The sequence below is a fragment of the Candidatus Brocadiia bacterium genome (assembly GCA_041658285.1).
Taxonomy (GTDB): domain Bacteria; phylum Planctomycetota; class MHYJ01; order JACQXL01; family JACQXL01; genus JBBAAP01.
Genome location: JBBAAP010000003.1, coordinates 140665 through 158281, shown reverse-complemented (window position 1 = coordinate 158281; position 17617 = coordinate 140665). Strand labels below are relative to the sequence as shown.

Annotated in this window: 13 protein-coding genes; all 13 read left to right on the top strand. The window is 51.1% G+C overall.

Annotation, left to right across the window (positions count from 1 at the left end; genetic code table 11):
- Window positions 1-119 precede the first annotated feature (119 nt).
- The 13 genes from dnaN to WC980_04460 all read left to right on the top strand — a co-directional run bounded on the left by dnaN (window position 120) and on the right by WC980_04460 (window position 17523).
- A complete protein-coding gene (dnaN, locus tag WC980_04520; protein MFA5794314.1) occupies window positions 120-1280 on the top strand; it encodes a DNA polymerase III subunit beta in 1161 nt (386 codons plus the stop codon).
- Between the two features lie 9 nt (window positions 1281-1289).
- Entirely contained in the window at window positions 1290-1574 is a 285-nt protein-coding gene (locus WC980_04515) for a DUF721 domain-containing protein (protein ID MFA5794313.1), read from the top strand.
- A complete protein-coding gene (gyrB, locus tag WC980_04510; GenBank protein ID MFA5794312.1) occupies window positions 1571-4126 on the top strand; it encodes a DNA topoisomerase (ATP-hydrolyzing) subunit B in 2556 nt (851 codons plus the stop codon). The genes WC980_04515 and gyrB overlap by 4 nt, the downstream gene beginning before the upstream one ends.
- A 41-nt stretch (window positions 4127-4167) precedes the next feature.
- Complete coding sequence (locus WC980_04505; protein ID MFA5794311.1) at window positions 4168-4671, top strand: MogA/MoaB family molybdenum cofactor biosynthesis protein; 504 nt, start codon at window positions 4168-4170, stop codon at window positions 4669-4671.
- 113 nt (window positions 4672-4784) lie between these two features.
- A complete protein-coding gene (locus WC980_04500) occupies window positions 4785-6500 on the top strand; it encodes an ATPase, T2SS/T4P/T4SS family (GenBank protein ID MFA5794310.1) in 1716 nt (571 codons plus the stop codon).
- A gap of 674 nt (window positions 6501-7174) precedes the next feature.
- Window positions 7175-7582: a hypothetical protein gene (locus tag WC980_04495; GenBank protein MFA5794309.1), complete on the top strand. Its 408-nt coding sequence runs from the start codon at window positions 7175-7177 to the stop codon at window positions 7580-7582.
- 303 nt (window positions 7583-7885) lie between these two features.
- Window positions 7886-8470, top strand: a complete 585-nt coding sequence (locus WC980_04490) for an RNA polymerase sigma factor (GenBank protein MFA5794308.1) — start codon at window positions 7886-7888, stop codon at window positions 8468-8470.
- 113 nt (window positions 8471-8583) lie between these two features.
- Window positions 8584-9399 carry a hypothetical protein gene (locus tag WC980_04485; protein ID MFA5794307.1) on the top strand — a complete coding sequence of 272 codons (816 nt, stop codon included), beginning with the start codon at window positions 8584-8586 and terminating at the stop codon, window positions 9397-9399.
- Window positions 9400-9578: 179 nt separating this feature from the next.
- Window positions 9579-10325: a heavy metal-binding domain-containing protein gene (locus WC980_04480; GenBank protein ID MFA5794306.1), complete on the top strand. Its 747-nt coding sequence runs from the start codon at window positions 9579-9581 to the stop codon at window positions 10323-10325.
- Between the two features lie 4 nt (window positions 10326-10329).
- Window positions 10330-11676 (top strand): TolC family protein, encoded by a 1347-nt coding sequence (locus WC980_04475; protein ID MFA5794305.1) that lies wholly within the window; start codon window positions 10330-10332, stop codon window positions 11674-11676.
- Between the two features lie 14 nt (window positions 11677-11690).
- The gene (locus tag WC980_04470) at window positions 11691-12746 is read left to right on the top strand and encodes an efflux RND transporter periplasmic adaptor subunit (protein ID MFA5794304.1); all 1056 of its coding nucleotides are present in this window, start codon (window positions 11691-11693) and stop codon (window positions 12744-12746) included.
- Window positions 12747-16103 carry a CusA/CzcA family heavy metal efflux RND transporter gene (locus WC980_04465; protein ID MFA5794303.1) on the top strand — a complete coding sequence of 1119 codons (3357 nt, stop codon included), beginning with the start codon at window positions 12747-12749 and terminating at the stop codon, window positions 16101-16103.
- 184 nt (window positions 16104-16287) lie between these two features.
- On the top strand, window positions 16288-17523 hold the full coding sequence (locus WC980_04460) for a sodium:calcium antiporter (GenBank protein MFA5794302.1): 1236 nt from the start codon (window positions 16288-16290) through the stop codon (window positions 17521-17523).
- The last annotated feature ends 94 nt before the right edge of the window (window positions 17524-17617 follow it).

Sequence of the window (17617 nt, the reverse complement as noted above, 5' to 3'; positions counted from 1 at the left end):
GTGTATTGGGTTGTGGAATTCAAAACAGGTTATCCCGATAGTAGGGATTTATAATAATAAGAATAATACTATATAGCACAGTTTACTAATATAAATATAGGACCATAAGGAGGCTAGTTATGAACATTTCTTGTTCGCGGGATAAAATTTTGCAGGCATTCCAAATGGCTAATAATGTGATTCCAGCCAGAAGTGCAATGCCGATACTTCAGAATATCAAAATAACCGCAGATGATAAAATTGCGTCTATAATCGCAACGGATATGGAAGTAGGCATCCAAACGCATTTTAAAGCGGATATTAAAGAAAAGGGCAACGTTTTAATTCCGGCCATAAGATTAGGGGCAATATTGAGGGAAACGCCTGAGGATAAAATAGAATTGAAAAGCGACGGAGCAATTGCGAAAATCATTACCAGACACAGCGACTATAAAATAATGGCTCCGGAAGTCGGGGACTACCCTGATTTCCCAGCGTTTAACCATAAAAAAGCGTTTGAGATAAACTCCAGGGGTTTCCGAGAAATGGTGCGTAAAACCAGTTTCGCGGTTTCTATTGAAACGTCAAGATATGCATTAACCGGGCTGCTTTTAGAAATTAGGAAAAAAGAGATTCGAATGGTTGCCAGCGATGGGAAAAGATTGGGATTCGTCAAGCGGCATTCAGAGCAAACCATTTCTGAAGATATTAAAATAATCGTTCCGCCCAAGATAATGACTTTGCTGGATCGGATATTAGGTGGACAGTTCGGCGAGGGCGAAAAACCAGAGGGCAAGGAAGTAAAAAAGGCGGAAGACCCCACAATTAAATTGGATATAGACGAGAACCAACTGAAAATAAGCATTCCTCAGCAAGACATGCCCGACACAATACTTTTCTGCCGGTTGATAGACGGGGCTTTCCCGGATTATGAGACGATAATACCGTCGGATAATGACAAGAAACTGGAATTCTCCAGCCTGGAATTGGCTTCGGCTTTCCGGCAGGCGGCCCTGGTAACCACGGACAAGCTGAGGGCAACCAAGATGGAGTTCAAGGAGAACAAGCTGGTCCTGAAGTCGCGCACCCAGGATGTCGGAGAGGCGACCATAACCATGGATATTAAATATGCGGGTGCGCCGTTCGCGATAACCTTTAATCCGGACTATTTCATAGATGTTTTGCGGGTGTTAGGCGATGTTGAGGTAACGCTGGAGCTAAAGGACAAGACTTCTCCGGGCGTAATAAAATACGGCAAAGATTTCCTTTACTTAGTGATGCCCATGACCATAGAAATATAAGTTCTTTAAATGGAAAAATCCATAAGCGGGTTGCTTAAAGATTTTGAGCGCAAATTAAGGCGCGATAACAAGAAAATTCCAGACGCCATCAGCCGGGATTGGGAAAAGGTGCTGGGCCCTCGGTTTGCGGCTCAAGCCCGGATAATGGGCATAAAACAGAACGTGCTGACGGTTAAAGTCGCCTCAGCTCCGTTGTGTCAGGAACTGAATAATTTTTATAAGACAAGGCTTATTAAAGGCCTTAAGGAAACAGAAGCTGGAAGTAAAATAAGAGATATAAAGTTTACGTTATGAAAAAGAACAAAGAGGAAGAAGAACCGAAAAAATCCGGAACACAGGAACCGTCTGGGAAATATGATGCGACCAATATTAAGGTGTTGGGAGGCATCGAAGCCGTTCGAACCCGTCCGGCCATGTATATCGGCGATACCGGGGTTCGTGGCTTTCACCACTTGATTAACGAGGTGGTCGATAACAGTATCGACGAGGCCATGGGCGGCTACTGCAAAAACATCAAGGTTTTGATTCACGAGGGTGATAGCGTGAGTGTTATTGATGACGGCCGGGGTATTCCCGTGGATATGCATAAGGAACAGAAAAAATCCGCGCTGGAAGTGGTTATGACCATGCTTCACGCCGGGGGTAAATTTGACAAGAAAACATACAAGGTTTCGGGCGGTTTGCACGGCGTGGGTGTCTCGGTGGTTAACGCTCTTTCCGAATGGATGACCGTTGAGGTTTGGCGAGACGGGGCCGAGCACTTTCAGAGATATGAAGCCGGCCGGCCGGTTACAAAGGTGGAAAAGCGCGGAAAGACCAGCAAGCGAGGCACCAAGGTTACCTTCAAGCCGGACCGTAAAATATTTCCGGGCGACCTAAAATATAATTTTGATACAGTGTCCACCCGATTGAGAGAACTGGCTTTCTTGACCCCGGGAATATCAATCAGCCTGGCCGACGAGCGAAATGGGAAATCTGAAATATTTAAATACGAAGGCGGCATTAAGTCGTTTGTTGAACACCTCAATCAGAATAAGAAAAAAATCCACTCTGATGTGATATATTTTCAAAAGCAAGACGGCGATGTATACATAGAAGTGGCCATGCAATACAACGACAGCTACAGCGAGAACCTGTTTGCGTTTGCCAATAATATCCATACCATCGAGGGCGGCACCCACGTGAGCGGTTTTCGGACGGCTCTAACCCGGACATTCAATAATTACGGCAAAAACCAGGGGATGTTTAAAGAAGACGATAAACTGCCTATCGGCGACGACTACCGCGAGGGTTTGACTACGATAATAAGCTGCAAACTGCCTAATCCGCAGTTTGAGGGACAGACAAAAACAAAATTAGGCAACCAGGAAATCGAGGGGATTGTTCAGGCTCTGGTTAATGACGGGCTTTCTAGCTATCTTGAAGAGCATCCGGCAACGGCTAAGGGTGTAGTAAACAAGGTAACCACGGCGGCCCGGGCGCGTGAAGCAGCCCGAAAAGCGCGGGATTTAGCCCGGCGCAAGGATGCTTTATTTTCGGGCGGGCTACCCGGCAAACTGGCTGATTGTTCTTCGCGGGATGTTAGTTCGACAGAGCTGTTCATCGTCGAAGGTGATTCGGCCGGCGGCTCGGCCAAGCAGGGGCGCAACCGCCAGTTTCAGGCGATACTGCCGCTTAAGGGTAAAATACTTAACGTGGAAAAAGCGCGCATTGACAAAATGCTCGCTCACGAGGAAATAAGAATTATTATTACGGCTTTGGGAACGAGCATCGGCAAGGAGGAGTTTGATTACTCCAAACTGCGCTACGGTAAGATTATTATTATGACCGATGCCGACGTAGACGGTTCGCACATTCGGACATTGCTATTAACGTTCTTCTTTCGGCACATGCCCGACCTTATTACCAATGGGCATCTTTTTATTGCCCAGCCGCCGCTTTACAAAGTAAAGCACAAGAGCAAGGAAAAGTATGTTCTTTCAGAAAAGGAGATGCACCAATCTCTGATGGAGTTGGGGCTGGATGATACTTATCTGGAAATAAGCGAGGGCCGCAAAAAAATCCGGGTAGAAAAGACAGCCCTTAAACACCTGGCTGATAATATTGAGCGGCTGGAGGAATATATACGGGCCATTCAATCGAGATTGCGTGGAATATCAGCGCGCCAGTATTTCCTGGCTCGCGATGACAAAAGCGGGCGGCACCCGAGCTATTATACCTGTCTTCAGGCAGAAAATACGGAGACGCAGCACAGGTTTTTCCATACGGACAAGGAGTTGGATAAATACATTCGTGAGCAGGAGAAAAAACTAAAACAGGATTTGAATCTTCAGCTCATCGGCGCAGAATTTGAATTGGGTGAAGCGCCAAAATTATCAAAAAATAACAACGGGATACCGCTGAAATACCTGGAATTCCCCTACAGCAAGGAAATAGATAAACTGGTAAAGGATGTGGAAAAAAATGAAGTTTCGGCGATAGATTATTTCAGTAAACAAGTTACCGTTGATAAAGAAAAGAGTATCCGGGAGTTCCGGCTGGTTAATAAAGCCGGCGACGATCAAACGGTTATAGAGCTTGGGTCTTTGTCCGAAATGCTTAAAAATCTCCGGCGCATCGGACAAAGGGGCATGGATATCCAGCGTTATAAGGGCTTAGGCGAAATGAACCCGGAACAGCTCTGGGAGACCACTATGGATCCGACCCGCCGGACACTGCTTAAAATATCGCAGGAAGACCAGGCCAAAGCAGAAAACATATTTACAGTACTGATGGGCGAGGTAGTCGAACCCCGGCGTGATTTTATCGAGAAGTACGCGCTGGAAGTTAAATATCTGGACGTATAAAAGAAAGCGCCGGACAACCGGATTCTTGATATTCGAATAATATGTCAGATCACGAACACGCCGAATTTATTCCGATAGGTTTTTCCGTGCTAATTACTTCGGATAGCCGCTCGCCCAAAACAGACCTGACCGGCAAAATTATCACAAAACTTTTAACTGACAATGGCCATAAATGCATAAGTTTCGGTATCGTCCCGAATAAAAAAAATCTTATTCGGTTGGCTATAAAAAAACTGACTTTAAAGAAAAACATCAGGTTGATAGTAACCTCGGGCGGCACTGGCTGCGGGCGAAAGGATGTGACCATCGAAACCGTCCGGCCTTTTATTTCCAAGGAGCTCGATGGGTTTGGGGAACTATTCCGGGTCCTGAGTTATAAAGAAATCGGGTCCCGGGCATTAATGAGTCGGGCATTGATGGGCGTTGCCGGTGGCGACAAAATCATCGTGTGTCTGCCCGGCTCGCCCAACGCAGCCAAATTGGCCCTACGCAAACTGATTCTGCCGGAACTTAATCATCTTGTTTGGGAGCTTTCCAGGGCATAATTATTACAATCAAATTCTTTACAGCCCCGTTGTTTTATTTAGAATATCAGGCAAGCGCATTGTTTGATAAGGCGTTTTATTAAAGCGGGGCGTTGACTGCTAAAATAATACTTATGGCCGAAAAAAAACGTAAACAGCTGGGGCAAATACTCAAAGAAATGGAGATCGTTACCGAAAAGCAGATACAGGATACGTTGACTATTCAGAAGCAAAAAGGAGGGGCTATCGGGCGTATATTCGTCCAGCTGGGTTACGCCACCGAAGGAGAAGTCCTGCTTGCCTTGGGTGCGCAGGTGGGTATGGATGTGGTCATCCTGGATGAGGTGGAAATAAAACCAGACGTAATAGAAAAAGTTCCCGCCTCAATGGCTAAGGTTTTTAAAATCATTCCTATCAAATGGGAAAATAATACCCTGACCGTGGCCATGGCCAATCCTTTGAATTTAAGCGTTCTGGACGACCTGAAATTCATGCTCAGCAGCGACGTAAAAGGCGCCGTCAGCGATGAAGCTTCGGTTAACCGGGCGCTGGAAAAATATTATACCGAAGAAGAAACCCTGATGGACAGCGTTCTCAAGGAACTGGGCGACACCAGCGGCGTAACCAGCAGCAAAGACAAGGCGCTAAGCCTGGATAATATCCAACAGATGGCAGACCAGGCGCCGGTTAAAAAACTGCTCAGCCTGATTCTTCTTCACGCCATAAAAGACCAGGCGGCCGATATCCATTTCGAGCCGTTCGAAAAAGAATTTAAAATAAGATATCGGGTGGACGGTGTTTTGTACGAAATGGTTCCTCCGCCGCTGAACCTGGCATTGCCGTTGATTTCACGCATCAAGGTTCTGGCTAACATGAATATAGCCGAAACGCGCCTGCCACAGGATAACCGCATCGCGCTCAACGTCGGCGGCAAACCGATAGACGTCCGTGTTTCTACCCTGCCCACCATGTACGGCGAAAGCGTGGTTATGCGTATCCTTAACCGCGAAGTCGTATCGCTCGATCTTGAGAACATGGGCATCCGGGATGACGACCTTAAACAGATAAAAAATATTCTCAGCCTGCCGCACGGGGTCTTTATCGTGACCGGACCGACCGGATCTGGTAAAACTACAACCCTCTACGGCTGCCTCAATTATCTTAACGACGTTAAATGGAAAATAATCACTACTGAAGACCCGGTCGAATACGACCTGCCCGGGATTGTCCAATGTCCGATTAACGAAAATATAGGCGTGACTTATGGGGCATGCTTGCGGGCGATACTCAGGCAGGACCCGGATACCATACTGGTCGGCGAAATACGCGACCAGGAAACAGCCAGAATGGCCATAGAAGCCGCCCTGACCGGCCACCAGGTGATGACCACCCTGCATACCAACGATGCGCCCTCGACCATCGCGCGGATTTTAGACCTGGGCGTTGAGCCTTACCTTATTATGGCTACCCTTGAAGCCATCATCGCCCAAAGGCTGGTCCGCAAAATCTGCACTAAATGCAAGGAGGAAATCGAACCGACCGAGGAGATGCTCAGGGACCTTAATTTGAGCCGGGAAGAAGTGGAAGGGAAAAAATTCTATGCCGGCAAACGATGTCCGGCTTGCAACAACACCGGCTACAAAGGCCGGATGGCCCTGTTTGAGATATTGCTGGTAAACGAAAAGATAAAACAAATGGTGCTGGAAAACGTCTCGGTGGAAAAAATCCGTATGGCCGCCCGCGAACACGGAATGAGAACGCTGAGAGAAAACGGCCTTTTGGCTATTTACGACGGACAAACAACAGCGGAAGAAGTCATCCGCGAAACACTTTCTGCCGAATCCGCTTAATTATAATAAAAGCAACCCATTTATCCCCTGTTATCATAACCGCAACGATAATCAAAGCTTAAGCGGACCGGGTGTACCTGCGACAGACATCAGGGGCGGCAAGGACGACAAATCCGGCCAGCCGGACAAGAAGAATAAATAACGGGGAAAAGTAGGTGTGTCGCTGGATAAATATTTTCGGTTACCCCCACCCCATACTATCCGAAGGATACTCCTATGCTATCCGGGGGGTACTCCTATACTATCCGAGAGGTAATCCGATACTATCCGGGGGATAACCCCATACTATTCGGGGAATACTCCCATACCATCCGAGGGGTAATCCCATACTATCCGAGGAATACTCCCATACCATCCGAAAGATAATCCCATACTATCCGAGGAGTACTCCTATGCTATCCGAAGGGTACTCCTATGCTATCCGGGGGGTAATCCTATACCATCCGGGAGATAATCCCATACCATCCGGCGGGCTATCCTATACGATGGGGTGGGGCGTCTTATGCCATCCGATACCCCACCCTATGTTATACCCCACCCTACCCCCCACCCCCCTGACAGGTTTTTGCTCTAAGGGATTATGAAATAATGGGTTATGTCAAATTCCGGGCGTTTTCGGTAGCAGGAGGCCCGCCTGACCGGACGGGCAGGGAGGTTAAAATCACCTGTTTTTGATGCTCTACCCCTCGTACTGGTATTGTTTGCGTTCGGCCTCGGTCAGGCAGATGTATTTGTCGCCTTTGGTCTTTTCCGAGAACTCGATAGCGGACGTGGACCAGCTGGTGGACCTGTCAACCTTTATTCCGGCTACGGCGCAGGCGGTGGTGCTGGAGATGCAGTTCAACGCCATGAGCGTCCCGGCCAGTATGGAGCAGATACTGACCGTGCTTGGCCGCAGGGCCGGGATGAACTTCGGGTCAAGCACTATCCATCATATTTGGCAAAACATCGTGGGCTTTAACAATAATTCTTATAAGGAGTGTATACTTGCCACGGATACACTTAGACAGATTCGGGTATTAGCCACTAAAAACGGCGTGTTCACAAGTATCAATATTTGGATAAGAGGTTGGATAGAATGATTATCCCACTCCACTTCGTTTCGGGGATCTAAGTGGCTGTCCCTAAAGGGAGGCCAGTAGGCTCTAACGCTTCTTCGTTGCTAACAGCCACTAAGAGGTTACATTGAGTGACAAGAGACATAAGACCAGAGACAGGTTAAGGCGCTGAGCCGGGCTCAGCGCCTGGGGTTATTTATCCCGGGGAGAAGTCGAATATTTCTCTTGACAATACCGCCTCGGACGGATTATCTACGGTAACCGTATAGAAACAATAAAATGCGATGTGTCGCCGGATAATCAGGCGCAGATAAACATATAAAATCTATGGATAATTTTTCCGATACAGAATTGATCGCTTTATGTAAGACAGGTTCGGAAAAGGCTTTTACGGTTCTTTATCAACGCTACCGCCAGACGGTAATAAATTTCGCCTACCAGATGTTGGGAGACTCCGACCTTGCCTCTCACGTGCTTCAGGATACTTTTGTCTATGTCTTCAGGAAGATAGCAGAATATCAACCAACCGCCAAATTTTCCACCTTTCTTTTTACGGTTGTCAGGCATATTTGTATTAATATTCTTGATAAAGACAAGCGTAGAAAAGAGATACCGCTTGAAGAATGGCGTAATATTATTGCTGTCAGGGATGCGCCCGACCCGCTTGATTCGCTCCAAAAGGATGAATTAAACAGGTTCGTTAAATTGGAATTGGAACGGCTGCCATTATTATATCGAGAGGTTATTGTTCTGAAGATTATCCAGGGCCTTCAATATGACGAAATAAGCGAAATTATCGAGTGCCCTGTCGGCACGGTAAAATCAAGGCTGCATAACGGGCTGGAATTATTAAGAAATAGTTTATATGATAAGGTAAAAAATACCGATTTCCGTGAACGAATTCACCCCTAAGTTGCTTAATATATAGAATGGTATGCCTGGCAGGTTGCCCAACCCCGCCGGGGTTGTTCGGGCGGGCCCAGGACTTTTGGTGGGGCTCAAACTGCCAGAGTAAAGGAATAAGTATGCAATGCAACGATATTTTTAACGATTTCTTAGATGACTTTATTGAGGGACGCCTGCCGACCGAAACGGCCAAAGACATTACCGACCATTTGGCTGTCTGCAACCAGTGCCGCCAGCGATGTGGGCAGTTGAAGTCTTTTCGTGATGCGTTGCGGGGTTTTCCGGAGTTAAATAAGCAGGTTGTTATACCGGAAGACATAGACCACTCTATCCACCAGAAGATTTTAGAGATGGCCGCCGAGCGCCGGACGAAACGAATAGTTAAAAAGCCCAGATATTTTATTACTACGCTTGCGTCAGCCGCGGTGATTTTGGTGGCGCTAGTCGGCTATATGTTATTCCAGCCGGCCGGAATACCAGCCAGCCTGCTCTATGCGATGGAAGAGGATCACCAATTATTTGTCAAAGGCGATGTTAAAATAGACCGGGAAACGACTGTCCCGGAAGAATTAAGCGGTTATTTTCGGCAGAATAATCTATTGAGTATGAAACAATGCTGCTGTTCTTTGCTTTGTTACAATCAAAATATCCAGTTGAAGGGGGGGCGGATAGGCGGAAAAGACCAATGTCCCTGCGCTGCGATTTATGCTTACTACAATAATATTCCGGTTTCGTTCTTTATCTGGGACCGGGCAATTCCGGGCGTGGACACCAAGGGTAAAATCACGCTGGGCCGGACCGGCGAATACAATGCCGCCATGAAACAGATTGGCGAACGTACCATCGGCGTAATAGCCAAGCTTGATAAAAACCAGGTTGCCAAACTACTGGAAGACATAAAAACATTAAACAGTTGTAACTGCGGATGTAGATAATCCAAAATGATTTCAAGAAGGGAGGCGTTGCGTATATGAAGTTGATACTGATGCTGGTCTTGTTGGCCGGATTTGTTTTCTTGAGCGTATCCTGCCGGAGTGCGGATAATCACGGACCCCAGCACCAACCGGCTCATTCGGGATGTCACTAAAACCGTATAAAGAAAGAAAGGAATAATATGAAAAACAGATTGAAACTGCTGACCGGAACAACGATATTTTTATTGGTACTGGCTGGGGTATATGTTTATGCCTGTTGCGGCGAGCCTGATACAGTGGATTCTCAGGCGGCTTCTTCGGGTAAAACGCAAGCAGATACGGCTAAAACAAAAACTGTCGATGACCCGAACAGCCCGGAGGGTTTATTAAAAACCGCCGCTAAAATATTGGGTGATGCCCATAAATCAAATACGCCCGAAGCGAGGAACGCTTTAATGACGCATAGCCAGAAAATGTTGACCAAGGCGCTGGAAATGGTAACCAAATGTAATGAGATGCTGGCCGGCGATAAACCGGATACGGCAGCGATTGTTGCGTCAAACGAAACCGCCCTGAAGCTGATGAAAAAAGCTGCGGAATTGATGGAAAAGTACAACACACTATTGTCCAGGGACGCCGCGAAAACGCCGGATGAACGAATATGGTACGTCTGTCCTATGAACTGTTCCACAGCCGATAAACCGGGCAAGTGTCCCAAGTGCGGGATGAACCTGGTCAAAAAGGAACCGGCGGAAAAAGCTATCTATGCCTGTCCGATGGGTTGTGTTGCACCGGTTGATAAGCCGGGTAAATGCCCCAAATGCGGAATGAACCTGGTTAAAAAGGAATCTTCGGAAAAGGCCGTGTATGCCTGTCCGATGAACTGCGAGACGTCCGATAAACCGGGCAAATGCTCCAAGTGCGGGATGAACCTGGAAAAGAAATAAGCATATGAAATGGCTGATAAAAATACCGGGGATTTTGACGCGTTGGCTTCCGTGCGCATTGCTGATATTGGCGGTAGCCAGCTGTTCCACTCCGGCCGAGCATTCTGACCTTGAGCGGACAATGGAGCGATACCGGCCGCGCGACCGTAAACCGAGTCTACCGGCGCTGACCGCCACCAGCCCGGTTTCTGATTTCATTACTTATGCCGTTCTCAACAATCCCCGGGCCGAAGCCGCATTCTACGACTGGAAAAGCACCGTTGAGGAAATAGCCGTGGCCGGCTCGTGGCCTGACCCGCAGTTAACATTGAGCGCCGAGATAGACCGGGTGGTGATGAAAACGCTCATCGGCTTTATGCAGGAAATCCCCGGCCCGGGCAAACTAGCGCTCCGGGCCGAGACCGTTTCCGCCCAGGCCCAGAAAAAGCGCTATCTCTTCGAGGAAGAACTCCTTAAAACAGCCTTTGAGATCAAACAGGTGTATTACCAGGTGTTCTTGCTCAAGGAAAAAATACGGCTGACCAAAGAGCTGGTCGCATTGGCCGATGCCCAGGCCGGTTCGGCCAGGGCCGGATTCCAGACCGGTTTGAACCGGGTTGATGATGTGACTATGGTCCGCTCAGAGCAGGACCGTTTGTATAACGAATTGGCCAACCTGGAAGATTCGGCTAAGCCGTTGATGGCTCGTTGGCGCGGCGTGCTGGGCATCCCGCCCGGGAATGAAAACCCGCCTCTGCCGGAAGCCGCACTGCCCGCAAACACGCTGCCTCAGGATTCTGATTTATTGAAAGAGGCGCTGGAGAATAACGTCCAGCTCAAAGCCCTGGCCGCTGAAATCAGGCAGGCCCAGGCGCTGGTGGAGCTGGCTTACAAAGGCAACGTTCCGGACTTTGGGGTCGGTTTGGCGCTGGATGCACAGAAAACGCCGATGACCCAGATGCCGGAACTGAATATGACTTTTCCAATCTGGCGCAAAAGGATTGGCGCCGAAATCGCCGCCGCCCGGGCCCGGAAAAGACAGGCCCAGGCCGAACTCAAGGCCGAAGAGATAAATCTGTCCGTCCTGCTGGCCGAGAAAACATTCACCTGGCGCCAGCTTCAGCGGGAAAGCCTGCTTATTTCCGAACAGCTCATTCCCCGGGCAAAACTAAATGCTGACAGCCTTAACGCTGAATATAAAACCGGCCAAACAACGATGACCAATTGGCTCAACGCCCGGCGCGAATTGGTTGAATTATTAATCCGCCTGGCCGAGGCCAACGCCGAACGCGAAACGGTTTTCGCCGAAATAACATTGATGGCTGCCAGCCGCAGCCCGGCTGAAATCGCCAGAATATTTGCGCCCGAATAAAGGAGAAAATCACTATGAAATACCTCAAGTGGCTGATAATCACAATCCTGCTGATTGTTCTTGGCCTGGCCGCACTGTTCACCTCCAGTTATAACAAAATCGACAAGGGCGGTTCGACGCAAATCAAGGCTGGTGCCGCGGTCCAGATGTACCATTGCCCGATGCATCCGTCCTATGTGGCCGACAAGCCGGGTGATTGCCCCATCTGCAATATGAAGCTGGTGCCTTTCAGTCCCGCCGGCGCCGGCGCAACCAGCACTGTCCCCGGCCAAGCGGCAGTTAACATTACGGCTCAGCAGGAACAGCTCATCGGCCTGAAGACATCTATGGTCCTCAAGCGCGACTTAACGGCCCTGGTCCGGGCCAGCGGACGGGTGGCCTACGACCCGGAACTTTACGTGGCCATTGCCGAATACCGACGCGTGGCCGAAACCAAAGACTCCCAGCTCATCAGGTCTGTAGCGTTGAAACTCCGCCAGATGGGCCTGTCCGAAGAGCAAATCAAAGAACTGGCCCAGCGGAGCGGGTCGGATTCATCCAACAACCTGTTACTGTCCAGGCCGGGCGGCACCGTTTGGGTCTACGCCCAGATTTACGAACACGAAATCGGGCTGGTCAAGGCCGGACAGGTCATTACCGCCAGTTCCATCGCGTTGCCGGGCAAGACTTATTCCGGCCCCATCAAGGCCATTGATTCCATCCTGGACAAACAGACCCGCACCCTGCGCGTCCGGGCCGAGGTGTCCAACCCCGAAGGCTTGCTTAAGCCGGAGATGTACCTGGACGTTATCATCAACGCCGGGCTGGGCAACAAGCTGGCCGTGCCCCAGGAGGCGGTTCTTAATACCGGCACCCGGCAGCTGGTCTTTGTTAAGACCGGCCCGGGCATCTACGAACCCAGGGAGATAAAAACCGGCCAAACGGCCGAAGGCTATTACGAAGTCCTAGCCGGCCTGGCCGAGATGGAAGAGGTCGTCACCGCGGCCAACTTCTTCATTGACTCGGAATCCAAACTCAAAGCCGCGCTTCCCGCAGCCGGGCAACAAGAACATAAACACGGCGGAGATTAAATGCTTAAAACCATCGTTGCGTTTTCGGCCGACAACAAATTCCTGGTGTTGATCTTCGCGGCTATCGCCGTGGCCGGAGCGGTCTATACCGTGCAGAACATCCCGCTCGACGCCATTCCCGACCTGTCCGACACCCAGGTCATCGTCTATTCCCGCTGGGACCGCAGTCCGGACATCGTCGAAGACCAGGTTACCTATCCGATTATTACCGCCTTGCTCGGCGCGCCCAAGGTCAAGGCCATCCGGGGCTTTTCAGACTTTGGATTTTCTTTCGTTTACATTATTTTCCAGGACGGCACCGACATCTACTGGGCCCGTTCCCGGACGTTGGAATACCTCAGCAAAATACAGTCCAGCCTGCCCGAAGGCGTCAAGACCCAAATCGGCCCGGACGCCAGCGGCATCGGCTGGGTTTACCAATACGCACTGGTCGACAAGAGCGGACAGAACAGCCTGTCCGACCTGCGTTCATTCCAGGACTGGTACCTGAAATATTATATCCAGAGCGTGCCCGGCGTGTCCGAAGTGGCCACCGTCGGCGGCTACCAGAAACAATACCAGGTTAACATCAACCCTAACGCTCTTGTTGCTTACAACGTGCCGCTGACCAAGGTTATCGAGGCCGTCCGCAACGGTAACAATGACGTAGGCGGCCGGCTGGTCGAATTCAGCGGCGCCGAATATATGGTCCGCGGCCGCGGCTACATCAAGTCCGTTGACGATATTGCCAATATCGTTATCAGCATTGACGTCAACGGCACGCCCGTGCTGGTCAAGAACGTCGGCCGGGTGGAGCTCGGTTCGGACATCCGCCGCGGCGTGGCCGACCTGGACGGCATCGGCGATACCGTCGGCGGCATCGTCATCATCCGCCAGGGCGAGAACGCGCTCAACGTCATCAACCGCGTCAAGGCCCGGATAGACGAAATCCGGCCGTCCCTGCCCAAGGGCGCCGAAATCGTTACCACCTACGACCGCTCCGAGCTCATCATCGAATCCATCGGCACCCTCAAAGCCGAGCTGGTTCTCCAGATGATAGTGGTCAGCCTGATGATCCTGATATTCCTCTGGCATATTCCCTCGGCCCTGGTGCCCATCATCACCATACCGGTCTCCTGCCTGCTGGCTTTTATTCCCATGTATTTTATGGGGCTGACCTCGAACATAATGTCGCTGACCGGCATCGCCATCTCCATCGGCGTGCTGGTGGACGGCGCCATAATCGAGGTCGAGAACGCCTACAAGAAAATGGAATTATGGATCGAAGGCGGCCGCCAGGGCGACCCGCACCAGATCCGCATCCGCGCCCTGCAGGAAGTGGCGCCCTCGGTCTTCTTCTCGCTCCTGGTTATTGCCGTGGCCTTCATACCTGTTTTTACCCTCTTGGACCAGGAAGGCCGGCTCTTCAAGCCGCTGGCCTATACCAAGAACCTGACTATGGCCATCGCCGCGCTGCTGGCCATCACCCTAGACCCGGCCATCAGGCTGCTCTTTATGCGCATGGACGACTTTAAGTTCCGGCCCAAATGGATTGCCTGGCCGGTCAACCAAATTCTGGTCGGCAAATATTACAAGGAAGAAAATCATCCGGTCAGCAAATGGCTCTTTCGGATTTACGAGCCCGTTTGCCGTCTGGTGCTGAAACATCCCAAGACCGTTATCATCACCGCCCTGGCCCTGATGGCCGTGACCGTCCCAATCTATTTCAAGCTCGGCTCCGAATTCATGCCGCCGTTGAACGAAGGCAGCATCCTTTATATGCCCACCACGCCGCCGGGCATCTCGGTTACCGACGCCCAGAAGATACTCCGGATCCAGGACCAGATCATCAAGAGCGTGCCCGAGGTCCAGAGCATCTTCGGCAAGGCCGGCCGGGCCGACACGGCCACCGATCCGGCGCCGTTCTCGATGATGGAAACGACCATCGTCCTGAAGCCCAGGGACCAGTGGCGAAAGGTCGACCGTTGGTATTCCGGACTGCCCGAAATCCTGCAGAGACCCTTCCGTCCCGTCTGGACCGACCGGATAACCTGGGAAGACATCATCAACGAGCTCGACGCCAAGATGCAGCTGCCCGGCGTGGTCAACTCCTGGACCATGCCCATCAAGGCCCGGGTGGACATGCTTTCCACCGGCGTACGCACGCCCGTCGGCATCAAAATCTTCGGAGCCGACCTCAAGGAGATAGAAAAAATAGGACTGCATTTGGAAGCCATCCTCAAGGAAGTGCCCGGCACCCGGAGCGTCTACGCCGAGCGTGTCACCGGCGGCTATTTCCTCGACTTCGATCTCAGGCGCGACCAGCTGGCCCGCTACGGCCTGAGCGTGGCTGAAGCCGAGATGGTCATTATGTCCGCCATCGGCGGTGAAGGCGTCACCACCGCCATCGCCGGACGTGAACGTTACTCTGTTAACGTCCGTTACGCCCGCGAGCTCAGGGACGACCTGGACGAACTCAAGCGCGTGCTGGTACCGACTACCGGCCCTGTTAGAAGCGGACAGCAACCTAATATGCAAATGCAAACCGACTCCGGCGCTTCTAACGGGGTGTCCGCCCAGATACCGCTGGCCGCCATCGCCGACATCAGCTTCTCCACCGGTCCGGCTATGGTCCGCGACGAGAACAGCTTCCTGGCCGGATATGTTTACGTTGACGTCAAGGACCGCGATATCGGTGGCTACGTCACCGAGGCCAAGGCCAGGGTCGACCGGGAACTGCCGCCCACGCCCGGCTACTCGCTTCTCTGGAGCGGCCAATACGAGAACATGCTTCGGGTCAAGGAACGGCTTAAAGTGGTCATCCCGCTGACCCTGCTGATAATATTCGTCCTGCTCTACATCAACACCAAATCCACCATCAAGACCCTGATAGTCCTGACCGCCGTGCCGTTCTCGCTCATCGGCGCCGTTTGGTTCCTCTACCTGCTTGGCTACAACGTCTCCATCGCCGTTTGGGTCGGTATGATTGCCCTGATGGGGCTGGACGCCGAGACCGGCGTGTTTATGCTCCTGTTTCTTGATATGTCCTATTACGACAGCGTCCGCAAGGGCAGGATGAAGACCTACTCCGACCTGATCGAGGCGGTGGTGCACGGCGCGGTCAAGCGCATCCGGCCCAAGATGATGACCGTCGGCACCACCTTCATCGGTCTGATTCCGATAATGTGGTCCATGGGCACCGGCGCCGATATGATGAAACGCATCGCCGCTCCTATGGTCGGCGGGTTGGTTACCAGCTTCATACTCGAACTGCTGGTCTATCCGCCGGTCTACACATTATGGAAATGGAAGTTTCAGATGAAGAAAGGCGCGGTCGACGTGTCTAAACTGCCCATTCCCGAACTGAAAGAGCATTGATATCTAAATCTACCACGAAGATTCGAAATAAATGAAATAAGAAAAAGAATAATTACGGACGCGTTTATTCTTTCTGGCCAAGCATTTCGTCTTTCGTGATTTCGTGGTAAAATATTGACAAAATAAATAAATTCTTTGTATTCTTTGTGGTAATTATTCCGCGTAGTTATTGGAAAGATTATCTATGCTCAAGAAAATAATCTGGTTGGTGGTCGCCTTCGGCCTTATAGGACAGCAGGCGGTGGCTCAGTTTATGGGCAAGGAGCTCGGACCGGGCTGGGAGGCGCTGGTGCCCGGGCTGGCCATCTTCGGCGCGGCGTTTGTATTATCCTGGGCGGCCGAACTGGCCCAGATGGAAATCCCACAGGCCCTGGCCCTGGCCTTCCTGGCCCTGATTGCGGTCGTGCCCGAATACGCCGTAGACATCTACTTCGCCTGGACGGCCGGCACCAACCCCGAATACATCCATTACGCCACGGCTAATATGACCGGCGCCAACCGGCTGCTCATCGGCCTGGGCTGGCCGGTGGTGCTCTTCGCTTATTACCTGTCTACCCGCAAGACGCACATCGAGCTGGAACCGACGCATCGGATAGAACTTCTGGCCCTGCTAGCCGCCACCTTTTACTCCTTCTTCATTCCCATCAAGGGTTCTATCTCGATGATAGACTCCATCGTTTTGCTGACCATCTTCGTATTCTATATCATCGCCGCCGGCCGGGCGCACCACGTCGAGCCGGAACTGGAAGGCCCGGTGGAACTCTTCAGCAAGGGCTCGCGCCTGTTCCGCTGTATCATCACCGTGTTTTTCTTCATCCTGGCCGGGTTCACCATCTACGTCTCGGCCGAACCGTTTGCCGAAGGCCTGCTGGCCAGCGGCAAGGCCTGGGGCGTCAACGAGTTTGTGCTGGTCCAGTGGCTGGCCCCGCTGGCTTCCGAGTCGCCCGAGTTCATTGTGGCCATCATCTTCGCCACCCGGGCCATGGCCGGCGCCTCCTTGGGCACCCTGGTCTCGTCCAAGGTCAACCAGTGGACACTGCTCATCGCCTCCCTGCCCATCGCTTATTACCTGGGCGGCGGCTCTTTTACCGGAATGAAACTGGACAGTATGCAGACCGAAGAAATCTTCCTGACCGCGGCCCAATCGCTCTTCGCCATATTCATCCTGGCCAACTTCAGGTTCAGTATGCTCGAAGCGCTTACATTGATAGTGCTCTTCACTACCCAGCTGGTCATCCCGCTGGTGATGCCGTCGCTGATGCCCGGCCTGCCGCCGGAACAGTTGCAGGAGCTGGAGATAAAGGCCCGGATGTCCTATGGCGGATTGTATATCGGCCTGACCATATTGCTGGTGATGTTATCTTATAAACGGCGAAATGCAATACTCTGTCTGATTCAACCCAGCAGACGGCGAGATTGAACTAATGAAACAGTGACTTGAAGAGACTTGTAAAAGACTCTAACACCTTATGGTATAAAATTATAAATATACTTGAAAATATAATTAATATTGT

Coding starts and splice junctions, on each gene's coding strand:
- dnaN (MFA5794314.1), top strand. CDS start 120: ATGAACATTTCTTGTTCGCGGGATAAAATTTTGCAGGCATTCCAAATG.
- WC980_04515 (MFA5794313.1), top strand. CDS start 1,290: ATGGAAAAATCCATAAGCGGGTTGCTTAAAGATTTTGAGCGCAAATTA.
- gyrB (MFA5794312.1), top strand. CDS start 1,571: ATGAAAAAGAACAAAGAGGAAGAAGAACCGAAAAAATCCGGAACACAG.
- WC980_04505 (MFA5794311.1), top strand. CDS start 4,168: ATGTCAGATCACGAACACGCCGAATTTATTCCGATAGGTTTTTCCGTG.
- WC980_04500 (MFA5794310.1), top strand. CDS start 4,785: ATGGCCGAAAAAAAACGTAAACAGCTGGGGCAAATACTCAAAGAAATG.
- WC980_04495 (MFA5794309.1), top strand. CDS start 7,175: ATGCTCTACCCCTCGTACTGGTATTGTTTGCGTTCGGCCTCGGTCAGG.
- WC980_04490 (MFA5794308.1), top strand. CDS start 7,886: ATGGATAATTTTTCCGATACAGAATTGATCGCTTTATGTAAGACAGGT.
- WC980_04485 (MFA5794307.1), top strand. CDS start 8,584: ATGCAATGCAACGATATTTTTAACGATTTCTTAGATGACTTTATTGAG.
- WC980_04480 (MFA5794306.1), top strand. CDS start 9,579: ATGAAAAACAGATTGAAACTGCTGACCGGAACAACGATATTTTTATTG.
- WC980_04475 (MFA5794305.1), top strand. CDS start 10,330: ATGAAATGGCTGATAAAAATACCGGGGATTTTGACGCGTTGGCTTCCG.
- WC980_04470 (MFA5794304.1), top strand. CDS start 11,691: ATGAAATACCTCAAGTGGCTGATAATCACAATCCTGCTGATTGTTCTT.
- WC980_04465 (MFA5794303.1), top strand. CDS start 12,747: ATGCTTAAAACCATCGTTGCGTTTTCGGCCGACAACAAATTCCTGGTG.
- WC980_04460 (MFA5794302.1), top strand. CDS start 16,288: ATGCTCAAGAAAATAATCTGGTTGGTGGTCGCCTTCGGCCTTATAGGA.